Annotated in this window: 17 protein-coding genes; 12 read left to right on the top strand and 5 right to left on the bottom strand. The window is 51.0% G+C overall.

From position 1 onward, the window contains the following. Positions 1 to 10: 10 nt before the first annotated feature. From thrC to AAC636_RS08095, 5 genes are all read left to right on the top strand, one after another. Positions 11 to 1,399: a threonine synthase gene (gene thrC, locus AAC636_RS08115; protein WP_340301127.1), complete on the top strand. Its 1,389-nt coding sequence runs from the start codon at positions 11 to 13 to the stop codon at positions 1,397 to 1,399. Continuing rightward, positions 1,396 to 2,658 (top strand): M16 family metallopeptidase, encoded by a 1,263-nt coding sequence (locus AAC636_RS08110; protein ID WP_340301126.1) that lies wholly within the window; start codon positions 1,396 to 1,398, stop codon positions 2,656 to 2,658. The genes thrC and AAC636_RS08110 overlap by 4 nt, the downstream gene beginning before the upstream one ends. After that, positions 2,658 to 3,242: a GNAT family N-acetyltransferase gene (locus AAC636_RS08105; protein WP_317655148.1), complete on the top strand. Its 585-nt coding sequence runs from the start codon at positions 2,658 to 2,660 to the stop codon at positions 3,240 to 3,242. The genes AAC636_RS08110 and AAC636_RS08105 overlap by 1 nt, the downstream gene beginning before the upstream one ends. 27 nt (positions 3,243 to 3,269) lie before the next feature. Beyond that, a complete protein-coding gene (locus AAC636_RS08100) occupies positions 3,270 to 4,676 on the top strand; it encodes an FAD-binding oxidoreductase (RefSeq protein ID WP_340301125.1) in 1,407 nt (468 codons plus the stop codon). Positions 4,677 to 4,765: 89 nt separating this feature from the next. After that, a complete protein-coding gene (locus tag AAC636_RS08095; protein WP_340255592.1) occupies positions 4,766 to 5,866 on the top strand; it encodes a mandelate racemase/muconate lactonizing enzyme family protein in 1,101 nt (366 codons plus the stop codon). 10 nt (positions 5,867 to 5,876) lie between these two features. Here the strand turns inward: AAC636_RS08095 and AAC636_RS08090 are convergent, their stop codons facing one another. Beyond that, on the bottom strand, positions 5,877 to 6,872 hold the full coding sequence (locus AAC636_RS08090; RefSeq protein WP_340301124.1) for a hypothetical protein: 996 nt from the start codon (positions 6,870 to 6,872) through the stop codon (positions 5,877 to 5,879). An 80-nt stretch (positions 6,873 to 6,952) separates the two neighbouring features. Between AAC636_RS08090 and AAC636_RS08085 the strand changes: the two genes are divergently transcribed. From AAC636_RS08085 to AAC636_RS08075, 3 genes are all read left to right on the top strand, one after another. Further along, a complete protein-coding gene (locus AAC636_RS08085; protein ID WP_340301123.1) occupies positions 6,953 to 7,732 on the top strand; it encodes an SDR family NAD(P)-dependent oxidoreductase in 780 nt (259 codons plus the stop codon). Positions 7,733 to 7,923: 191 nt separating this feature from the next. Then, positions 7,924 to 8,868 carry a DMT family transporter gene (locus AAC636_RS08080; protein WP_340301122.1) on the top strand — a complete coding sequence of 315 codons (945 nt, stop codon included), beginning with the start codon at positions 7,924 to 7,926 and terminating at the stop codon, positions 8,866 to 8,868. Between the two features lie 453 nt (positions 8,869 to 9,321). Further along, positions 9,322 to 9,612, top strand: coding sequence for a DUF1330 domain-containing protein (locus AAC636_RS08075; RefSeq protein ID WP_340301121.1), 291 nt, complete (start codon positions 9,322 to 9,324; stop codon positions 9,610 to 9,612). Between the two features lie 151 nt (positions 9,613 to 9,763). Here the strand turns inward: AAC636_RS08075 and AAC636_RS08070 are convergent, their stop codons facing one another. The 3 genes from AAC636_RS08070 to purB all read right to left on the bottom strand — a co-directional run bounded on the left by AAC636_RS08070 (position 9,764) and on the right by purB (position 13,275). Further along, a complete protein-coding gene (locus AAC636_RS08070; protein WP_340255616.1) occupies positions 9,764 to 10,879 on the bottom strand; it encodes a serine/threonine protein kinase in 1,116 nt (371 codons plus the stop codon). Positions 10,880 to 10,999: 120 nt separating this feature from the next. After that, entirely contained in the window at positions 11,000 to 11,773 is a 774-nt protein-coding gene (locus tag AAC636_RS08065; RefSeq protein ID WP_340301120.1) for a short-chain dehydrogenase/reductase, read from the bottom strand. A gap of 200 nt (positions 11,774 to 11,973) precedes the next feature. Then, positions 11,974 to 13,275, bottom strand: a complete 1,302-nt coding sequence (gene purB, locus AAC636_RS08060; RefSeq protein ID WP_340301119.1) for an adenylosuccinate lyase — start codon at positions 13,273 to 13,275, stop codon at positions 11,974 to 11,976. A gap of 108 nt (positions 13,276 to 13,383) precedes the next feature. Between purB and AAC636_RS08055 the strand changes: the two genes are divergently transcribed. Continuing rightward, positions 13,384 to 13,815, top strand: coding sequence for a DUF6314 family protein (locus AAC636_RS08055; RefSeq protein WP_340301118.1), 432 nt, complete (start codon positions 13,384 to 13,386; stop codon positions 13,813 to 13,815). 170 nt (positions 13,816 to 13,985) lie between these two features. Here the strand turns inward: AAC636_RS08055 and AAC636_RS08050 are convergent, their stop codons facing one another. Continuing rightward, a complete protein-coding gene (locus AAC636_RS08050) occupies positions 13,986 to 15,188 on the bottom strand; it encodes a pyridoxal phosphate-dependent aminotransferase (RefSeq protein WP_340301117.1) in 1,203 nt (400 codons plus the stop codon). Between the two features lie 227 nt (positions 15,189 to 15,415). Here AAC636_RS08050 and AAC636_RS08045 point away from each other — a divergent pair, with 227 nt between their 5' ends. The 3 genes from AAC636_RS08045 to AAC636_RS08035 are packed head-to-tail and all read left to right on the top strand — an operon-like array spanning position 15,416 to position 17,014. Beyond that, entirely contained in the window at positions 15,416 to 15,844 is a 429-nt protein-coding gene (locus tag AAC636_RS08045) for a helix-turn-helix domain-containing protein (RefSeq protein WP_340255631.1), read from the top strand. Positions 15,845 to 15,880: 36 nt separating this feature from the next. After that, positions 15,881 to 16,174 (top strand): FAD assembly factor SdhE, encoded by a 294-nt coding sequence (locus AAC636_RS08040; RefSeq protein ID WP_340260281.1) that lies wholly within the window; start codon positions 15,881 to 15,883, stop codon positions 16,172 to 16,174. 54 nt (positions 16,175 to 16,228) lie between these two features. Beyond that, on the top strand, positions 16,229 to 17,014 hold the full coding sequence (locus AAC636_RS08035; protein ID WP_340301116.1) for a 2-keto-4-pentenoate hydratase: 786 nt from the start codon (positions 16,229 to 16,231) through the stop codon (positions 17,012 to 17,014). Positions 17,015 to 17,206: the final 192 nt, after the last annotated feature.

Here is a 17,206-nt window from a genome sequence, read left to right as displayed (position 1 = left end):
GACAATAACCATGCGCTACATCTCGACACGCGGCACAGCGCCTGAACTGACATTTGAGGACGCCATGTTGACGGGGCTTGCCCGTGATGGGGGGCTGTATGTGCCTGCAAGCGTCCCGCAGTTGAGCCATGCTGAGATCGCCGCAATGGCGGGTCTGCCTTATGAGGAGGTCGCCTTTCGCGTGATGCGCCCCTTTGTGGGCGATACATTCAGCGATAGTGAATTTGGCGATATCATCACCCGCGCCTATCAGGGCTTTCGCCACGCAAGCCGCGCGCCGCTCAAGGAATTGGCACCCAATCATTTCCTGATGGAATTGTTCCACGGCCCCACCTTGGCGTTCAAAGATTTTGCGATGCAGCTGATTGGGCAAATGTTTGAGCATAGCCTGACCAAACGCGGGCAGCATGTGACCATTGTGGGGGCAACGTCAGGCGATACAGGCTCTGCCGCGATGGAGGCATTTCGCGGGCTTGATGCGGTGTCGGTGTTTATCCTGTTCCCCCATGGCCGTGTGTCCGAGGTGCAGCGCCGCCAAATGACCACGGTCACCGAGGCCAATGCCCATGCTTTGGCCATTGACGGCACATTTGACGATGCGCAGGCGAGGCTCAAAGATATGTTTAATGATTTCACCTTTCGCGATGAGGTGCGCTTGGCAGGGGTGAACTCGATCAACTGGGCACGTGTCATGGCGCAGGTTGTTTATTATTTCACCGCCGCAGTAAGCCTTGGCGCCCCAGATCGTGCCGCCAGCTTTACCGTGCCGACTGGCAATTTCGGCGATATTTTTGCGGGCTATATCGCGCGCCAAATGGGTCTGCCGATTGATCGTCTTGTGGTGGCGACCAACAGCAATGACATTTTGGATCGCGCCTTGCGCACGGGCGGCTATCATATGGGCGGTGTGCAGGCCACAATCAGCCCTTCGATGGATATCGAAGTGTCGTCCAACTTTGAGCGGGCGCTGTTTGATGCGTATGGTCGTGACGCAGGCGCGGTTGTACAATCCATGGCTGCGTTGAAATCCGAAGGCGGGTTTGACATCAGCCAAGGCGCGCTTGAGGCTTTGCGGGACATCTTTGCCTCGGGTCGTGCAAGCGAGGATGAGACATCCGCGATGATCGCATCTTGCCTGTCAACATCGGGCGAGCTGCTTTGCCCCCATTCCGCAGTCGGGGTTCATGTGGCCCAAGCTCACCTTGGGGCGACCCCGATGGTTACATTGGCCACAGCGCATCCTGCGAAATTCCCCGATGCGGTCGAGGCGGCAACGGGCATCCGGCCCGCATTGCCGCCCCATATGGCAGATTTGTTCGAGCGTTCCGAACGGGTGCAGCGCGTGCCAAATGACCTTGCCGCCCTCGAGGCGTTGATCCGCGAAAAGGTGGCCGCATGAGTGTTGAGATGCACCAACTCTCCAACGGGTTGCGGGTGATCACCGAACGGATGGAGGGGCTTCAATCCGCGGCAATCGGGGTTTGGGTGTCCGCAGGGGGCCGCCATGAGCGGGTCGAGCAAAACGGCATCGCGCATTTCCTTGAACATATGGCGTTTAAGGGCACGAAACGGCGCAGCGCGCTGCAAATCGCCGAGGAGATCGAAGATGTAGGCGGCTATATCAACGCCTATACCTCGCGCGAAGTCACCGCCTATTACGCGCGCGTGCTGGAACAAGATGTGCCCCTTGCCCTTGATATGATTGCCGATATCGTGCTGAACCCTGTGTTTGATCCGCGCGAGATCGAGGTTGAACGGGGCGTCATCCTGCAAGAAATCGGTCAGGCGAATGACACGCCTGATGATGTGATTTTCGACTGGCTTCAGGAAACGGCCTATCCCAACCAACCGCTTGGGCGCACCATTCTTGGCCCCAGTGAGCGGGTGCGCGGCTTTGGTCGCGAGGATTTCAGCCAATTCGTGACCGAACATTATGGCCCCGATCAGATGATACTATCGGCCGCAGGGGCGGTGGATCACGCGCAGATCGTGCGACTGGCCGAAGAGAATTTTGGCCATTTGTCCTCACGCCGCGCGGCCTCGGCACCTTTGGCGCATTTTGCAGGCGGAGAATTCCGCAAGGTCAAGAAACTGGAACAGGCCCATATTGCGATGGCCTTTGAAACACCAGGATATCGGTCTGACGACATCTACACCGCGCAGATTTACGCAAGCGCGCTTGGCGGGGGCATGTCCTCGCGCCTTTTCCAAGAACTGCGCGAAAAGCGTGGCCTGTGCTATTCGATTTTTGCCCAAGTGGGGGCCTTTGATGAAACGGGCCTTCTCACCATTTACGCAGGCACGGGCGGCAAGGATGTGGGGGATTTAGCGCTTTTGAGCATGGATGAGATCAAGCGCGCCGCAAGTGATTTGAACCAAGCCGAGCTTGATCGCGCGCGCGCGCAGATGAAAGCGGGGCTTTTGATGGGGCTGGAAAGCCCATCTTCCCGCGCCGAGCGTCTGGCACGGGTTTTGGCCATCTGGGATCGTGTGCCGCCCCTAGAGGAAACTTTGGCGCGGATTGATGCGGTCAGCCTTGCGAATATTCGTGACTTTGGCGCAGGGATTGCCGAAAGCGGTGCGCTTGCCTTGGCGCTTTATGGGCCCGTCAGCAAAGCGCCTGATTACGCGCAATTGACGCAGCGTTTGGCGGCTTGATGCTGAGGCGGCGGCCGAAACTTGCCATTGAAACCGAGCGCATGACCCTGCGCCTGCCTCTGCATGAGGATTATCGCCATTGGGCGGGATTGCGCGAAGCATCAGCCGCCTTTCTGCAGCCATGGGAGCCTGCATGGTCATCGGATCATCTGACCCGCAAAAGCTTTTCTGCGCGGGTCTATTGGGCACAGCGTGCCTCATCGGAGGAAAGCGCGCTGCCGCTGTTTTTGATCCGCCGCGAAGACCAACGCCTGCTTGGCGCGGTCACATTGGACAATATTCGCCGTGGCCCCGCGCAGGCGGGAACGATTGGCTATTGGATTGGGCAGCCATATGCGCGCAACGGGTATATGCGCGAGGCGGTGGTGGCCTTGATCCACTATGCTTTTACCCGTCTGGATCTCTCCCGCATTGAAAGCGCCTGTTTGCCTGAAAACACCCCCTCCCGTGGTCTTTTGGAGAAATGCGGCTATAAATATGAGGGGGTCGCGCAAAGCTATTTGCAGATCAATGGGCGCTGGCGCAATCATGTGCTTTACGCCAATTTGCGCAGTGACCGCCGTGGCCGCACCGAAGTGGGCTAAGGCTTTGTGGGTGTAAGGGGGACAGGCGTGACAGCTTCATCAAAACTTGACGCGTTGAAGGGCGATTTGCCCGCAGATATCTGGCGCGAGGCGACCCCGAACTATCTCGAAGAACCGCGTGGGCGGTGGCAGGGCAAAGCTGCGGCTGTTTTGGCACCGCGCTCTACCGAGGAGGTTGCTTTGGCCCTGCGCGCCTGTGCGGCGCATCGGGTGGCGGTGATCCCCTATGGCGGCGGCACGGGCTTGGTCGGTGGGCAGCTGTCTGAAAATTTTGATCATGGCGTGATTTTATCACTCGAGCGCATGCGCGCGATCCGCGCGATGGACGAAGATGGGCGCAGCCTAACCGTTGAGGCGGGTGTCATCTTGGCCGATATTCACGCGACCGCGCAAACGGCGGGGCTGCTTTTCCCCTTAAGCCTTGCAAGCCAAGGATCGGCGCGCATAGGCGGCCTTTTGGCGACCAATGCGGGCGGGGTGAATGTTCTGCGTTATGGCAATGCACGGGATTTGGTCTTGGGCATTGAGGCGGTGATGCCCGATGGCAGCATTTTTCACGGGCTATCGCCTCTACGCAAAAACAACACGGGCTATGATCTGCGCCATTTGCTGATCGGCTCAGAGGGCACATTGGGCATCATCACAGCGGCCAGTTTGCGGCTTTTTCCTGAGCCTGCGGCGCAAGGCGCGGCCCTGATGGCTGTGCCTGATCCTAGCGCGGCCCTGTCTCTGTTGCGAATGACGCAGGATGTGGTGGGCGAGGGGCTGTCGGCCTTTGAATTGATGCACCGCCAAGGGTTTGATTTCTTGGCCGAGGTTGGGCCAGATTTGCGCCAACCTTTTGATGAAATCCCCGAGTGGTGCGTGCTGATCGATTTGGGCCTTGGTGTGGGTCAAGATCCCGCCGCGCTATTAGAGGGACTTTTTGCCCGCGCCTTTGAGGCAGATTTGGTCAGTGACGGGGTGATTGCCCAATCCATGGCGCAGCGGGATGATTTCTGGGCCCTGCGCGAAAATATCCCTGAAACAAATCGGCGCATCGGCTCAGTGAGTTCGCATGATATTTCCTTGCCCGTGGGGTTGGTACCTCAGTTCATCGCGGATATTCCCGCTCGCATCGCCCAGATCGGGGAATTCCGCCATAACTGCTTTGGCCATATGGGGGATGGGAATTTGCATTACAACATCTTCCCCATGCCAGGCAAAACCCGGGCGGATCATCTGGCAGAGCGGGATGTGATCAAGCGCGCCATGCATGATTTGGTGCATGAGATGGGCGGATCCGTATCTGCCGAACATGGGATCGGGCGGCTTAAGGTGGATGACCTTGAACGCTATGGCGATCCTGCCAAATTGGCCGCGATGCGAGCGATTAAGGCCGCTCTTGATCCGCACGGCATCATGAACCCAGGCGCAGTATTGCGCGGCAGATAGTTTCAACTGAAAATTCAAATACTCTGGTAAAACTGTGCGCTTACTATAACGTTTGGCTCATCGATCAGTTTTTTATTGAGGTGTTATTTATGGCGAAGATTGTAAGTGTCTTACCCCGCCTTTTCCGGTTGCCGTTGGCAGAAGTATTGTCTGATGCGAAGCACGGAGACCACACCCATTTTGAGTTGATTACGGCTACTGTGAAGTTGGATGACGGTAGTGAAGGTACTGGGTATTCTTATACCGGCGGATGGGGTGGTCACGCGATCAAGGCCATGATTGAGCATGATTTGACGCCGTTTTTGATTGGCAAAGATGCTACTCAAATTGAGCAATTACATGACCAAATGCGTTGGCATATTCACTATGTGGGACGAGGCGGTGTTTCTGCCTTTGCAATTGCAGCAGTTGATGTCGCCTTGTGGGATATTCGTGGCAAACGAAGTAATTTATCTCTGTGTGAAATGGCTGGTGGTGTAAGCCGAACCTGTAAGGCCTACGTGGGTGGCATCGATCTAAATTTCCCCCTTGAAAAACTTTTGTCCAATATGGACCAGGCCATTCAAAGCGGGTTCAATGGCGTAAAAATTAAGATTGGTCGTGAGAACCTGGAAGAAGACATCGAGAGAATATATGCGGTGCGAGAGCGAATTGGTTCAGACACGACCTTTATGGTTGATGCAAATTATGGCATGTCTGTCGACCAAGCAATTTCTGCCATCCGGCAGTTTGAAAATGCCAATATTACCTGGTTTGAGGAACCGATCGATCCTGATGACTTAAACGGATACAGGATTATAAGTGAACAAACTGGCTTCCCGCTGGCAATTGGCGAGAACTGTCACTCAATTCACGACTTTGAACTTTTAGAGAAAACTAAGGCATTCAAGTTTTTTCAACCAGATGTGGCCACTTGCGGTGGTATCACAACGTGGTTGCGTGCGGCGGCTTTTGCCGAGCGTAACGGAATAAGTGTTTGTACTCATGGAATGCAGGAACTTCACGTTAGTCTGTTGTGCGGACGCGAAAATGCAGGCTGGTTGGAAGTTCATGCCTTTCCCATCGATACGTACACGCATCAGCCGTTAAAGCTTAATCAAGACCACATGGCTGTTGCGCCACAGCTCCCTGGCATCGGTGTGACTTTTGATTGGGACAAACTTGAAGCTGAGAATAGCTTAGTATCCTAGTGGCATGTGGTCAGGAAATCTTGCTTACGCTCGATGACAGCGTAGCCCTTTGGTTGAACATTAATTTTTGGAATACTGGATCTGGCAGAAGAGAGCTCAGACGCATTATTAAGTAGCTAAACCCAAAAGCGAAAATTGCTCTCACCAGCAAAATCGTAGTTAAAGATGGTCCAAGCAGCATCATGAGGCCTACATCCTCGAATACCGAGTGAAATAAATTTATCAAAACCAACGCGCCGACGACGGATCGTATCGGGATTGCCCCTTGTTTAACTTCTTTGATCATGAGCCCGCCTCCGAACCCTAGCCCAAGAGTGAGGCCCACTATGACAATAGTTGCGGCGTTCGTTCCGATGTCTAATATTTTGAGAAAGGGCGATAGTATCAGCTGGATAATTTTTTCAACGCCGACTGATCTTAAAATTTCAATTGCAATCATCAATACGATGATAATGGCTTGGATAAAGAGCAGCCCAAAAATTTGGTCCAAAATCCATTGCTGCAGCGTAGGATCAGACACCATTGTTGGGAGGTGAAGGCTCGCTTGGTTTTGAAATAGCCCTAAATTTAAGAAGGATACGTGTAGGAGGTAACAAAAAATGAATCCTCCTCCCACGCGGATCAGAACAGTTGGTAGAATGCGCAAGCCTGCGTTTCGCGAGATTAGCGCCTCCACGATTAGCCCATGAGTGAAGAGCATAAATGAAGCAATAATGGTTGTTTGTGCTACAGTTAGGTTCAGTGCTTCAGGCGTGGAAGATAAGACCAATAGTCCTGCGTAGGGGTTAGTCAGCAATGTAGTGGTAATTGCTAGTGCAACTTCTGCCGGTAGCCCTATGACTCCAAGCAAAGGAGCAACCTGAATAGTCAACCATGACGTTGCACCAAAACTATCGAGGACTTTAATAACAATTATAGTCGGTATCATGACCTTAAATAGCTCAAATGATACAATATATATGTCTTTAATTAAATTATTTGTTTTATTTTTAAGTAAATTCGTCATGGGGGCCTAAATATTTCAATAGACAGGGAGCCAATTCTTTATACGTTTAGATAAAGGCATCTTTGTTCAAAGGTAAAACAATGACTTCATTTAATGTTAATTTTTCAGAATTCGAGGGCAAGAAAATCCTGATAACAGGTGCATCGACCGGAATAGGAGCTGAGTTAGCGAAAGCGTTTGCGCAGCAAGGTGCAAGAGTGGGCTTGCACTATTTTTCTTCTGAAGATGCGGCCAATCAGCTGGCCGCAGATATTCGTAAATCTGGTGGTTCAGTTGAATTGGTAAGGGCTAATGCCAGTAACTCTAAAGAACTGGCTGCCGCCGTGAAAGATGTCGCAGAGCGTCTGGGCGGAATAAACGGTTTGATTAACAACGCAGGCGGTATGGTGCGCCGCGTGCCGTATGCTGAGGCAAGTGATAAGGACTATGACGAAATAATGGATCTAAATGCGCGATCCATAATCGTCGCATCAAAGGCTGCATTGCCTTATCTTAAAGCGGAGGGGGGGTTCGTAATTAACACGACTTCAATCGCAGCGCGCAATGGAGCCAGTGGAGGTGCCGGTCTGTATGGTTCGTCGAAGGCATTCGTATCTAACGTTACCCGCGGTATGGCCAAGGAGTGGATTGAGTATGGGGTCCGCGTAAATGCCGTCGCTCCAGGTGTGATTACAACGCCCTTCCATGAACGCTATTCAACACAAGCCCAACTTGACGCAATGCTGAAAACCGTTCCGCAAGGGCGCCTTGGACAAGCACAGGATTGTGTGGGAGCGTTCCTATTTTTAGCTTCACAGGCTCTGTCTGGTTACATTATCGGGCAAACAATCGAGGTCAATGGCGGGCAGCTAATGCCGTGATCAAAGGTCCCATATCGCAATTTCTAATTCACACTGTGCGGAGTTACCATCAAAGTGATGTTTTCATTGCCTGAGCTTGGCTCGGTATAGAGATGCTCTGAACAAGAAAATTTTGAGTAGTAAAAATAGGTCGGCTATAGGAAAATCATAAATTCCGATAGCCCATATGGCCCGATGATAAGGCGTTGTGCATGGGATCTGATCGTCAAATGCAATCTCTGAGCATCAGATCCTTGGTGTTGCTGCTCGCTTTGGCGATTATTTGGGGTACAACTTTTCTGTTTGCAGAAATTGCTCTTACGGAGGTTTCACCCACAACACTTACCTTACATCGCGTCCTTTGGGCAGTTCCCGTTCTAGGAGCTTTTTTATATCAAAAGCGTTACAAAATTCCCTCTGACTTTCGTTTTTGGTTTGGCTGCTTTGTCATGGGGGCCTTAAATAACGCTCTTCCATTCTCGCTGATTTTTTGGAGCCAGACACAAATTACGAGTGGGTTAGCTGCAATTCTGAACTCCACCACATCGGTTTTTGCTATTTTAATAGCCGCTTTGTTTTTGAAAGACGAACCACTTACTACCAAGAAAATATTTGGTGGTATACTGGGAGTAAGCGGTGCGGTTTTAATTATAGGACCGACGGATCTTCACAATCTTGACCTACTCAGTATCGCACAGATGGCCATGCTGGCTGCGACAATTTCCTATGCTTTTGCTGGAGTATGGTCTCGATTGTCGCTTTCTGGATATCACCCACTTTTAAATGCTTTTGGCATGTTGACTGCTACGACATTTTTGATGACTCCTATCGTAATTTTCACTGATGGCACTCCAAGTTTCATGTTGTCGGCGCCAGTTTGGGCATCAATTATTGCTATATCGGTATTCTGCACTGCACTGGCTTATGTATTGTATTTTGAGATCATAAAGCTCTCTGGAGCTTCCAATGCTCTGTTGGTTACGTTGTTAATACCAATTTTTGCAGTAACTGCAGGTCATGTGTTCCTTGAGGAAGTCATCGAAAAAATCGATTTCGTTGGCTTTGGGATTATAATTCTCGGTTTTGTAGTAATTGATGGCCGCTTAAATATATTTTCTACAGCGTCCAATCTGGTGCTTAAAATTAAACCAAAGTGATCGATTGAAGTGCTGGCATGGCGCCACGATCAAGGGAAGAGGAACACTATTCAATGCCATGCCAGCTATTTGACACTACCACAGGTTGTGCCTATATGCAATTCAGAACCTATATGGTGTTTCTAGGGTGGCTTCACTCGCATGGGCGAAGCTTTAAAAGCTTAACTGATGAAAACCAGGCAGTGAAACCTCTCTGAAAGATTTATCCGTCTGAGAAGCCAATTATTCGCACAACAGTTTAGGGGTTTCCAAATTTTTGGGGCCTATTAACGTTGACTTAGATGCGGCCAAATTAGTTCAACAAATCCTCAACAGTTTTTCCTTGAGCAACCCATTCTCGTGTTCTGGTCATAAGTGATCGCGACGGTCCAGCGCACTTGACGGAGTGATAATGAGTGCCCAGGCTGCTGACAGTGCCTTTCAACACGTAATAATCAGTAGAGGATATTTGACATGCCAAAAGGATACTTAGTGGCCAACATTAGGGTCAAAGATGCTGAAAAGTTCCAAACATTTTCGGGAATGGCTGCGCCGGCTATTAAGAAGTACGGCGGGAAGGTTCTGGCTAGAGGTCCGGCAGCCGACAGACATGAAGGTCAACTCACTGGCACAGTCATGATGATTGAGTTTGATAGCAAGGAAGCTGCAGAGGCATTTTACTTTAGTGCCGAGTATCAAGCTGCAAAGGCAGTACGTGAAGCATGTTCAGAAACAGACCTCATGATTATTGAAGGTACTGAGTAGTGTGACCATACCATGTGCTGCATGGATGTAATTTTCGCTATCACTTACTAAAAAATAGCAATTCAGAATTTCACATGAAAATTGGATTGCAGCTGCATCAACTCGTTACTGATTTGGTACAGCTGCGCCAAGTTACTGTACTCCAATAAATTCAACTTCCAATATTCGGAAAATAGTCTTCGCAGGAGCCTTCACGATAAACGTCTGCAGTGCAGCAGTGGAGCCCGCCACCAAAGGCGTAGGCATCGCGTAGTTCGACTTCTACTACCTCCATGCCCAGACGATCCATTTGTTCAGCTTGGTAAACTTCAGATTTTTCGACACAAACTGTTTTTGGATCCAAAACTAAGACGTTCATCGACAACCAAACTGATGAATAGCAGAGTGGTGGGGGTGTGTTGTGTGCCGGTTGGGCAGCATCTACAATTTCCCAGTCATTATCAAAGAACATTTTTCTCTGTTCTTCTGGAAGTCTGCGCTGGGGGTTGTTCAAAATTAGACCAGGACGTAGAGGCGTAAAAGTCGCATCTATATGGATTGGGTATGGATCACCTGGAAAATTAACAGTGTGTACACGGTGTTCTGGGAAGTGGCGTCTCAGCCATTCAATGCCTTTCAGATTGGTCGTAAATCCGTGTTGTACAACCAAGTCTTTTCCGAACCGCAATACATCTGCAGCGTCAAATAGTGGTTCCTCTTCAGTAGTGACAAAGAATTTCTTTGCGGCCCACTCTAACCTTTTCGTATCACCAATTTTTTCGGACAAATAATCTGGATGATAATCAGCGTCCGTTAGGCGCGGCTTTGGAGCGGCCTCGTGCCTGAAATTTGGGTCCTCTTCCCAATATTTTTTTAGTAGTGGGCGATAATTTAAATATTCGAACCACCTACAGCGATAGGACATTGTCGCCTCTAGAATTTCCGATCCGACGGTCAGCAATACATCCCTGGGAGGCATGCAGCCGAACTGACTGTCTGTGTGGAAATCTGGCGTAGTAACTGGAAGAGAGTGATCAATCGGTGACGGCCGATCGACGCGTATGCCTCGAGCTTTTAATTGTCCAGCGAAGTTGTCCAGTAACTCATTGGCTCTATCGATTGTTTCTTGAGGGCGACGGCCCCATTGGCCCCGCATGTCGCTGTCTTCAGGAACTTTCGCGTCAAGTGCGGGCTCTTCTGGCGGGATGTGACAATCATCGGCTCTTCCGACAATCACATGTTTCAGTGGATCCCATTCATTCCAGCTATTTACGACGGTGTTTTTCATTTTTGTTTCACTTCGTTGATTTATGCTTATGGGTTACCGCATAGAAATTTTCAGTCCAGTGTTACATGCGAAAGCAAAGGCAACCAAAGAGCCAACTCTCCGCCGGAGAGGTTTATGTTTTCAAGACCACTGAAAGCCACCTGTTGAGTCAATGACGGTTCCAGAGAGATACTGTACTTTATCTGAACACAACATAACGGCCATGTTTGCTATCTCTTCGGGGTTCTGTAGGCGGCCAAATGGCAATGTCTCCGTGTTTATGAAATTTTTCCAATTTTCTTCATTGCCAGTTTCACGCTTAGCACGTTGTTTTAGAAGCTCAATTGTTCTGTCTGTAGCAGTTGCAGACGGATTTATTCCGTAGGTACGCACACCGTTCTTCGCAGTTTCTGCCCCCAAAGCTTGTGTGAAAGCTATCAATGCAGCGTTGCCTCCGGCGCCGCAGATATAGGATGGGGTAGTGTGTCTGCCGCCTATTCCAATGATATTAACTATTACACCACTCTTTCGAGCCATCATCTCTGCAGAAAAGAGCTTGCATAAATGAATATATCCAAAGACTTTCAAATCCCATGCTTTACGCCATTCATCCATGCTGAGATCTTGGATGCCGCCGCTGGGAATAGCGCCTGCATTATTGACCACTATATCGAAGTCGTTGCATGAGGCGTACAGAGCTTCTCTTTGTTCCTCGCATGAGAGGTCTGCGCTTACAGTGCTAACACTATGTGAAACTGCTTCTAGTTGAGTTCTCGCTTTTTCGAGGTTTGTCTCACTTCGGCCGACTATAGTGACAGTAGCGCCTTCCTCTAAAAAAATTTTTGCTGTAGCCAGCCCAATGCCGCGGGATCCGCCAGTAATGAGTACTTTTTTGTTCTTAAGGTTTAAATCCAAGTCGTTTCTCCAGCCGACAGAGGCGCTTAAGGCATCCTACACTATTAATCTGCATCATGATTGAGAGCCAAACAACTGACCAGAGATATTTCAGAAATACATTTAGTGTAGACTAAGCAGGAACAAAAAGACCCAGCCTATTTCGGCTGGGCCCCATATTTCTAAAAGATGATAGCCATCTTCAGAAGTTGTGCTTTAAATCAACCGAAAACACGCTTAAAAATTGTCTCAACGTGCTTGGTGTGATATCCCAAGTCGAATTTTTCTTCGATTTCAGCGGTGCTGAGCGCATCGGTCACCTCGGTATCTGCGAGAAGTTCGGTTTTGAAATCAGCCCCTTGCTCCCACACCTTCATAGCGTTGCGTTGTACAAGGCGATAGGCGTCTTCGCGGCTGACGCCGGCTTGGGTCAATGCCAAAAGCACGCGCTGCGACATCACCAAACCCTTAAACTTGTTCATATTGGCAAGCATGGTTTCAGGATAGATCACGAGTTTTTCGACAACGCCTGCCAAGCGATTTAATGCAAAATCCAAGGTGATGGTGGCATCAGGCGCAATCCCGCGCTCAACCGAACTGTGCGAGATATCCCGCTCATGCCAAAGCGCTACGTTCTCCATCGCGGGGATCACCGCCATACGCACCAGCCGCGCAAGACCAGTCAGGTTTTCGGTTAAAACTGGGTTGCGCTTGTGTGGCATTGCTGAGGAACCTTTTTGCCCAGCTGAAAAGAATTCTTCTGCCTCAAGCACTTCAGTCCGTTGCATATGACGAATTTCGATCGCGATATTCTCAATGCTGCTAGCAATAACGCCAAGTGTGGCAAAGAACATCGCGTGACGATCGCGGGGGATCACTTGGGTCGAAATCGGCTCAGGCGAGAGGCCCATCATTTTACAGACATGCTCTTCAACGGCGGGGTCGATGTTGGCGAACGTTCCAACCGCGCCTGAAATGGCACCGGTGGCGATTTCGGTACGCGCAGCTTGCAGGCGGGCCTTGTTGCGATCCATTTCGGCATAAAACCGGGCAAAGGTTAGGCCCATTGTAGTGGGTTCTGCGTGAATTCCATGGCTGCGGCCAATCCGAACTGTGTCTTTATGCTCAATCGCTCGGGTTTTCAGCGCAGCCAAGACCTTATCGAGATCCGTCAGCAGGATATCCGCCGCGCGTACTAGCTGCACGTTGAGGGTGGTATCCAAAACATCCGATGAGGTCATGCCCTGATGCACAAAACGCGCATCTTCGGCCCCGATATGCTCGGCCAGATGGGTAAGAAAGGCGATCACGTCATGCTTGGTGACGGCTTCAATCTCGTCAATGCGCGCCACATCGAACTCCACATCTTTCGCCTTCCAAACCGCTTCGGCGTTTTCGCGGGGGATCACACCAAGCTCGGCCTGCGCATCGCACGCATGGGCTTCGATCTCATACCAGATACGGAATTTGGTTTCAGGCGACCAGATGGCAACCATTTCGGGGCGGGCATAGCGGGGGATCATTGGCGAACCTTCTGTGATGCGGTTTCAAGGGGTTGCGCGCCTTCTAATCTAAATGTCACAGAAGAGGAAACCGCTTTTCGACTACATGCGACCATGAGGAATGCCAAATTGGATCATATCTCCTCCATACCAGAGAGCGACGCGCTGGCAGGTGCGTGGCGGGTAGCGCGCGACATCCACGATCACCGCGCAGAGTTGAAAGGTCATTTCGAAGGGCATGCGCGGTTCACCCCCGCTGAGGGTGATGTCCTGCAGTATCAAGAGGAAGGGCGCTTAACCTATGGCGCGGGTCAAATCTTTGATGCAGAGCGGCGTTATATTTGGCGGCGTGTCCCGGAGGGTTGGCAAGTGGATTTTGACGACAACCGCCCCTTTCACCTCATTCGTGCCGCAGACCACCCTGCGCGCCATGACTGCGCCCCTGATCTGTATATCTTGCGCTATCAGTTTGATGCGCTTCCGCGGCAGTGGCAGTGCCAATGTCGTATCACGGGGCCGCGCAAAGATTTGGATTTGGTGACCACCTACTATCGAGACTAATCGAGATTGACGTTCGGCTTTCTTGCGGGCCAACACGCTGAGAAGATTATGCATCACCAAAACCAAGTTATGGGTGAAATCTTCGAGATCCTCATCATGGGCGCGGGATTGCGCCCAAGGTGCCTCCCGCAGCAGGCGCTTGCGGCGCTGCTGCGGGAGAGGGATTAAGATTATTTCAGGCCTGCGCAGAATCGTTGAATGCGGCTGCATGCCTCGCGTAGATTTTCGTCTGATGTTGCGTAGGATACGCGGAAATTGGGCGATAGGCCAAAGGCGCCACCAAACACCACAGCCACGCCTTCTTCTTCAAGAAGAGCTGTCGCGAAATCTTCGTCTGTATCGATTTTTTTCCCAGCGGGGCTAGTCTTTCCGATGCAGCCTGCGATGGACGGATAGACGTAAAATGCCCCGTCTGGTGTTGGGCAAGTGATGCCCTCTGCCGCGTTCAGCATTTCAACCACCAGATTGCGGCGGCGCAAGAACAAGGCCACGTTATCCGCCAAGAAATCTTGCGGCCCATTGAGTGCCTCAACGGCGGCCCATTGGCTTACTGATGAAGGGTTCGAGGTGGACTGGCTTTGGATTTTGCGCATCGCACCAATCAAGTTCTCGGGCCCCGCCGCATAGCCGATCCGCCACCCAGTCATCGCATATGCTTTGGAGACGCCATTGCAGGTCAAGGTGCGCTCGTAAAGGGCGGGCTCTACCTCGGCAGGGGTGCAGAATTCAAAGCCATCAAAGACCAGATGCTCATACATATCATCGGACATGATCCAGACATGTGGATGGCGTAGCAAAACATCGGTCAACGCTTTCAACTCGGCGCGGGTATACCCTGCGCCTGTGGGGTTGGAAGGGCTGTTGAAAATGAACCATTTGGTCTTAGGGGTGATGGCCGCCTCAAGCGCCTCGGGTGTGAGTTTGAAATTCGTTTCAATCGTGGCCGTTGCAATCACGGGGGTGCCGCCTGCGAGTAAAACCATATCGGGGTAGCTCACCCAGTATGGGGCAGGGATGATCACCTCGTCGCCAGGGTTTAGGGTGGCCATGAGCGCATTGTAAAGAATTTGCTTGCCGCCCGTGCCAACCGATACTTGGGAGGGTTTATAAGCCAGGCCATTTTCCCGCTCAAATTTTTTGCAAATCGCTTGCTTGAGTTCCGCAATGCCATCAACCGCGGTGTATTTCGTCCGACCCGCATCAAGCGCAGCTTTGGCCGCGTCTTTGATATTTTGTGGGGTATCAAAATCAGGCTCACCCGCACCAAGCCCGATCACATCCTTGCCTTGCGCCTTGAGGTCAGCGGCGAGGTTGGAGACGGCGATTGTGGGGGAGGGTTTGACCCGTGAAAGCGTGTCGGACAAAAAGGCCATTGGATTTCTCCAGTTTTGCGGCGCACGCATCAAAGGCGGGGCCCGCGGTTTACTTCACTGCGGCACAGCTTTAGGGTTTGGCGCAAGGCTGTTCAAGCGCGGAATTGTTGGGCGAAGTGCCGCATATATGCATTTCCTGCGCTTTTGTTCCTTTTAGGTTGAACAGTGGGAGCTGCGCGCTGTGCAGCATGAAAACAAGTTGGCCGATTTGAAAAGGAGCCTCCGCGATGAGCGATGATGTAATCACCCATGAACAGCAGACAGATGCAAGCTGGTATGACGAAGATACAGCCACATTTGGAGATCGTATGGCGGGCGCGCGTGAGGCTGCTAATATAGGCCAAGCTGAACTTGCACGGCGCATGGGTGTCAAAGCCAAGACCATCCGCTCATGGGAAAATGATCAGGCCGAACCGCGCGCCAACAAGTTACAAATGTTGGCTGGAGTTTTAGGCGTGTCGATTATGTGGTTGTTGACAGGTCGCGGTGATGGAATTGATGGCCCATTTGTGGCATCTGCGATAAGCGAAGACACAAGTGCAATCCTGAAAGACCTAAGGCGCATTCGCGCGGAGCAAGCTCAGCTATCCGATGCTTTGGGCCGGCTCGAAAAAAGATTGCGCCAAACTCTGGTAGAAGAGGCGGGCGGGCAGTAGAGAATAGCAAAATCGCCGCAAGCTGAGAGGCTGTCTATGTCACAATCTGCTCACCAAGAGACACGCGAAATCCGTCTCAAGCGTCTTAGGATGCGGGCATGGCATCGTGGTATCAAAGAAATGGATTTGATTTTGGGCGGATGGGCAGACGCGCATTTGGCCTCCGCTGATGATGCCACGCTCGATCAGTTTGAGGCGGTGCTTGAGGAGGCGGATCAAGACCTCTATCAATGGATATCTGGTCAAAAATCGGCGCCTGATGAAATAGCAGGTTTCCTTCAAATCATTGGCAAACAATTTGGCCAAAAGTTTCACAATGACAACCAGTAACTGGCGTTGTTATATTGGTTGAAGTGGTATTCAGCGTTCATGGGTTTGAAGTAAATGGAAAAGGACGCAATTAGACGCGCATCTCAATTGCTGGTTTCAACTTGGCAGTCGGGCTCTACGATTTCTGCTCTTCCCCCTCATTATAGGCCATCAACGCGGATGGATGGGTACGCGATCCAAGAGATACTGGAACATGAGTCTCAGGCTGCACTATTCGGATGGAAGATTGCAGCGACGAGCTCAGCAGGACAAAACCACATTGGTGTAAATGGCCCCATGGCGGGCCGTCTTATTGAGTCAATGGTATCCTATGATGGTGATGTTCTTCCGCTTGTTGGCAACAACATGCGAGTTGCAGAACCAGAATTCGCCTTCAAACTGGGACACAGCTTACCTCCAAGAACATCAGCGTACAGTTTGAATGAAGTTATGAGTTCGGTATCGGAGCTTTTTCTGGCTCTGGAGATGCCTGCGTCTCGCTTTACAGATTTCGCACGAGCTGGGGAAGAACAGTTGATTGCCGATAATGCATGTGGTCATCAATTTGTATTGGGCCCCAAAGCGCCCGATCTGTGGCGGGGCTTAGATCTTTCTGAACACCATGTTATTGGCAGAGTTGGAGACCACATAGTCAGAGATGGTGTCGGTAGGAATGTTCTTGGAGACCCTCGGCTAGCCCTAACTTGGATCGCGAATGAGCTTTCAAAAATAGGAGTAGGTTTGCAGTCTGGTCAAATTGTAACCACTGGCACCTGCATGCTTCCGCTTGAGATATCTCATGGAGATACTGTTTTTGCTGATTTCGGAGTTCTGGGCCAAATCAGCTGTTCTTTTGAATAATGTAACCTAAGGCATACGGGTTAATCTTAAGCGGACACGCGCCCTGTTCTGGATTACAAGTTTTTGTGCCCGAGGTTGGTCAACTTAAGTTTAAACAAGCTTTTCCCTTTAGTTGATGCAACTCCGTAACACCTAGGAGAGCCATACTGGTATCGAGTTCCTGCCGAAGAATTTCGATAGCTTTTAATATGC

Origin of the sequence: Roseobacter sp. HKCCD5988 (assembly GCF_037830355.1) — a bacterium.
Classification (GTDB): domain Bacteria; phylum Pseudomonadota; class Alphaproteobacteria; order Rhodobacterales; family Rhodobacteraceae; genus M30B80.
This window is presented reverse-complemented; position numbering and strand designations above follow the sequence as displayed.

What these genes read in the sequence shown, in the direction of transcription:
- AAC636_RS08050 (WP_340301117.1), bottom strand. Translation starts at nt 15,188, where the DNA reads ATGGCCTTTTTGTCCGACACGCTTTCACGGGTCAAACCCTCCCCCACA.
- AAC636_RS08085 (WP_340301123.1), top strand. Translation starts at nt 6,953, where the DNA reads ATGACTTCATTTAATGTTAATTTTTCAGAATTCGAGGGCAAGAAAATC.
- AAC636_RS08070 (WP_340255616.1), bottom strand. Translation starts at nt 10,879, where the DNA reads ATGAAAAACACCGTCGTAAATAGCTGGAATGAATGGGATCCACTGAAA.
- AAC636_RS08045 (WP_340255631.1), top strand. Translation starts at nt 15,416, where the DNA reads ATGAGCGATGATGTAATCACCCATGAACAGCAGACAGATGCAAGCTGG.
- AAC636_RS08075 (WP_340301121.1), top strand. Translation starts at nt 9,322, where the DNA reads ATGCCAAAAGGATACTTAGTGGCCAACATTAGGGTCAAAGATGCTGAA.
- AAC636_RS08090 (WP_340301124.1), bottom strand. Translation starts at nt 6,872, where the DNA reads ATGACGAATTTACTTAAAAATAAAACAAATAATTTAATTAAAGACATA.
- purB (WP_340301119.1), bottom strand. Translation starts at nt 13,275, where the DNA reads ATGATCCCCCGCTATGCCCGCCCCGAAATGGTTGCCATCTGGTCGCCT.
- thrC (WP_340301127.1), top strand. Translation starts at nt 11, where the DNA reads ATGCGCTACATCTCGACACGCGGCACAGCGCCTGAACTGACATTTGAG.
- AAC636_RS08080 (WP_340301122.1), top strand. Translation starts at nt 7,924, where the DNA reads ATGGGATCTGATCGTCAAATGCAATCTCTGAGCATCAGATCCTTGGTG.
- AAC636_RS08095 (WP_340255592.1), top strand. Translation starts at nt 4,766, where the DNA reads ATGGCGAAGATTGTAAGTGTCTTACCCCGCCTTTTCCGGTTGCCGTTG.
- AAC636_RS08035 (WP_340301116.1), top strand. Translation starts at nt 16,229, where the DNA reads ATGGAAAAGGACGCAATTAGACGCGCATCTCAATTGCTGGTTTCAACT.
- AAC636_RS08105 (WP_317655148.1), top strand. Translation starts at nt 2,658, where the DNA reads ATGCTGAGGCGGCGGCCGAAACTTGCCATTGAAACCGAGCGCATGACC.
- AAC636_RS08110 (WP_340301126.1), top strand. Translation starts at nt 1,396, where the DNA reads ATGAGTGTTGAGATGCACCAACTCTCCAACGGGTTGCGGGTGATCACC.
- AAC636_RS08040 (WP_340260281.1), top strand. Translation starts at nt 15,881, where the DNA reads ATGTCACAATCTGCTCACCAAGAGACACGCGAAATCCGTCTCAAGCGT.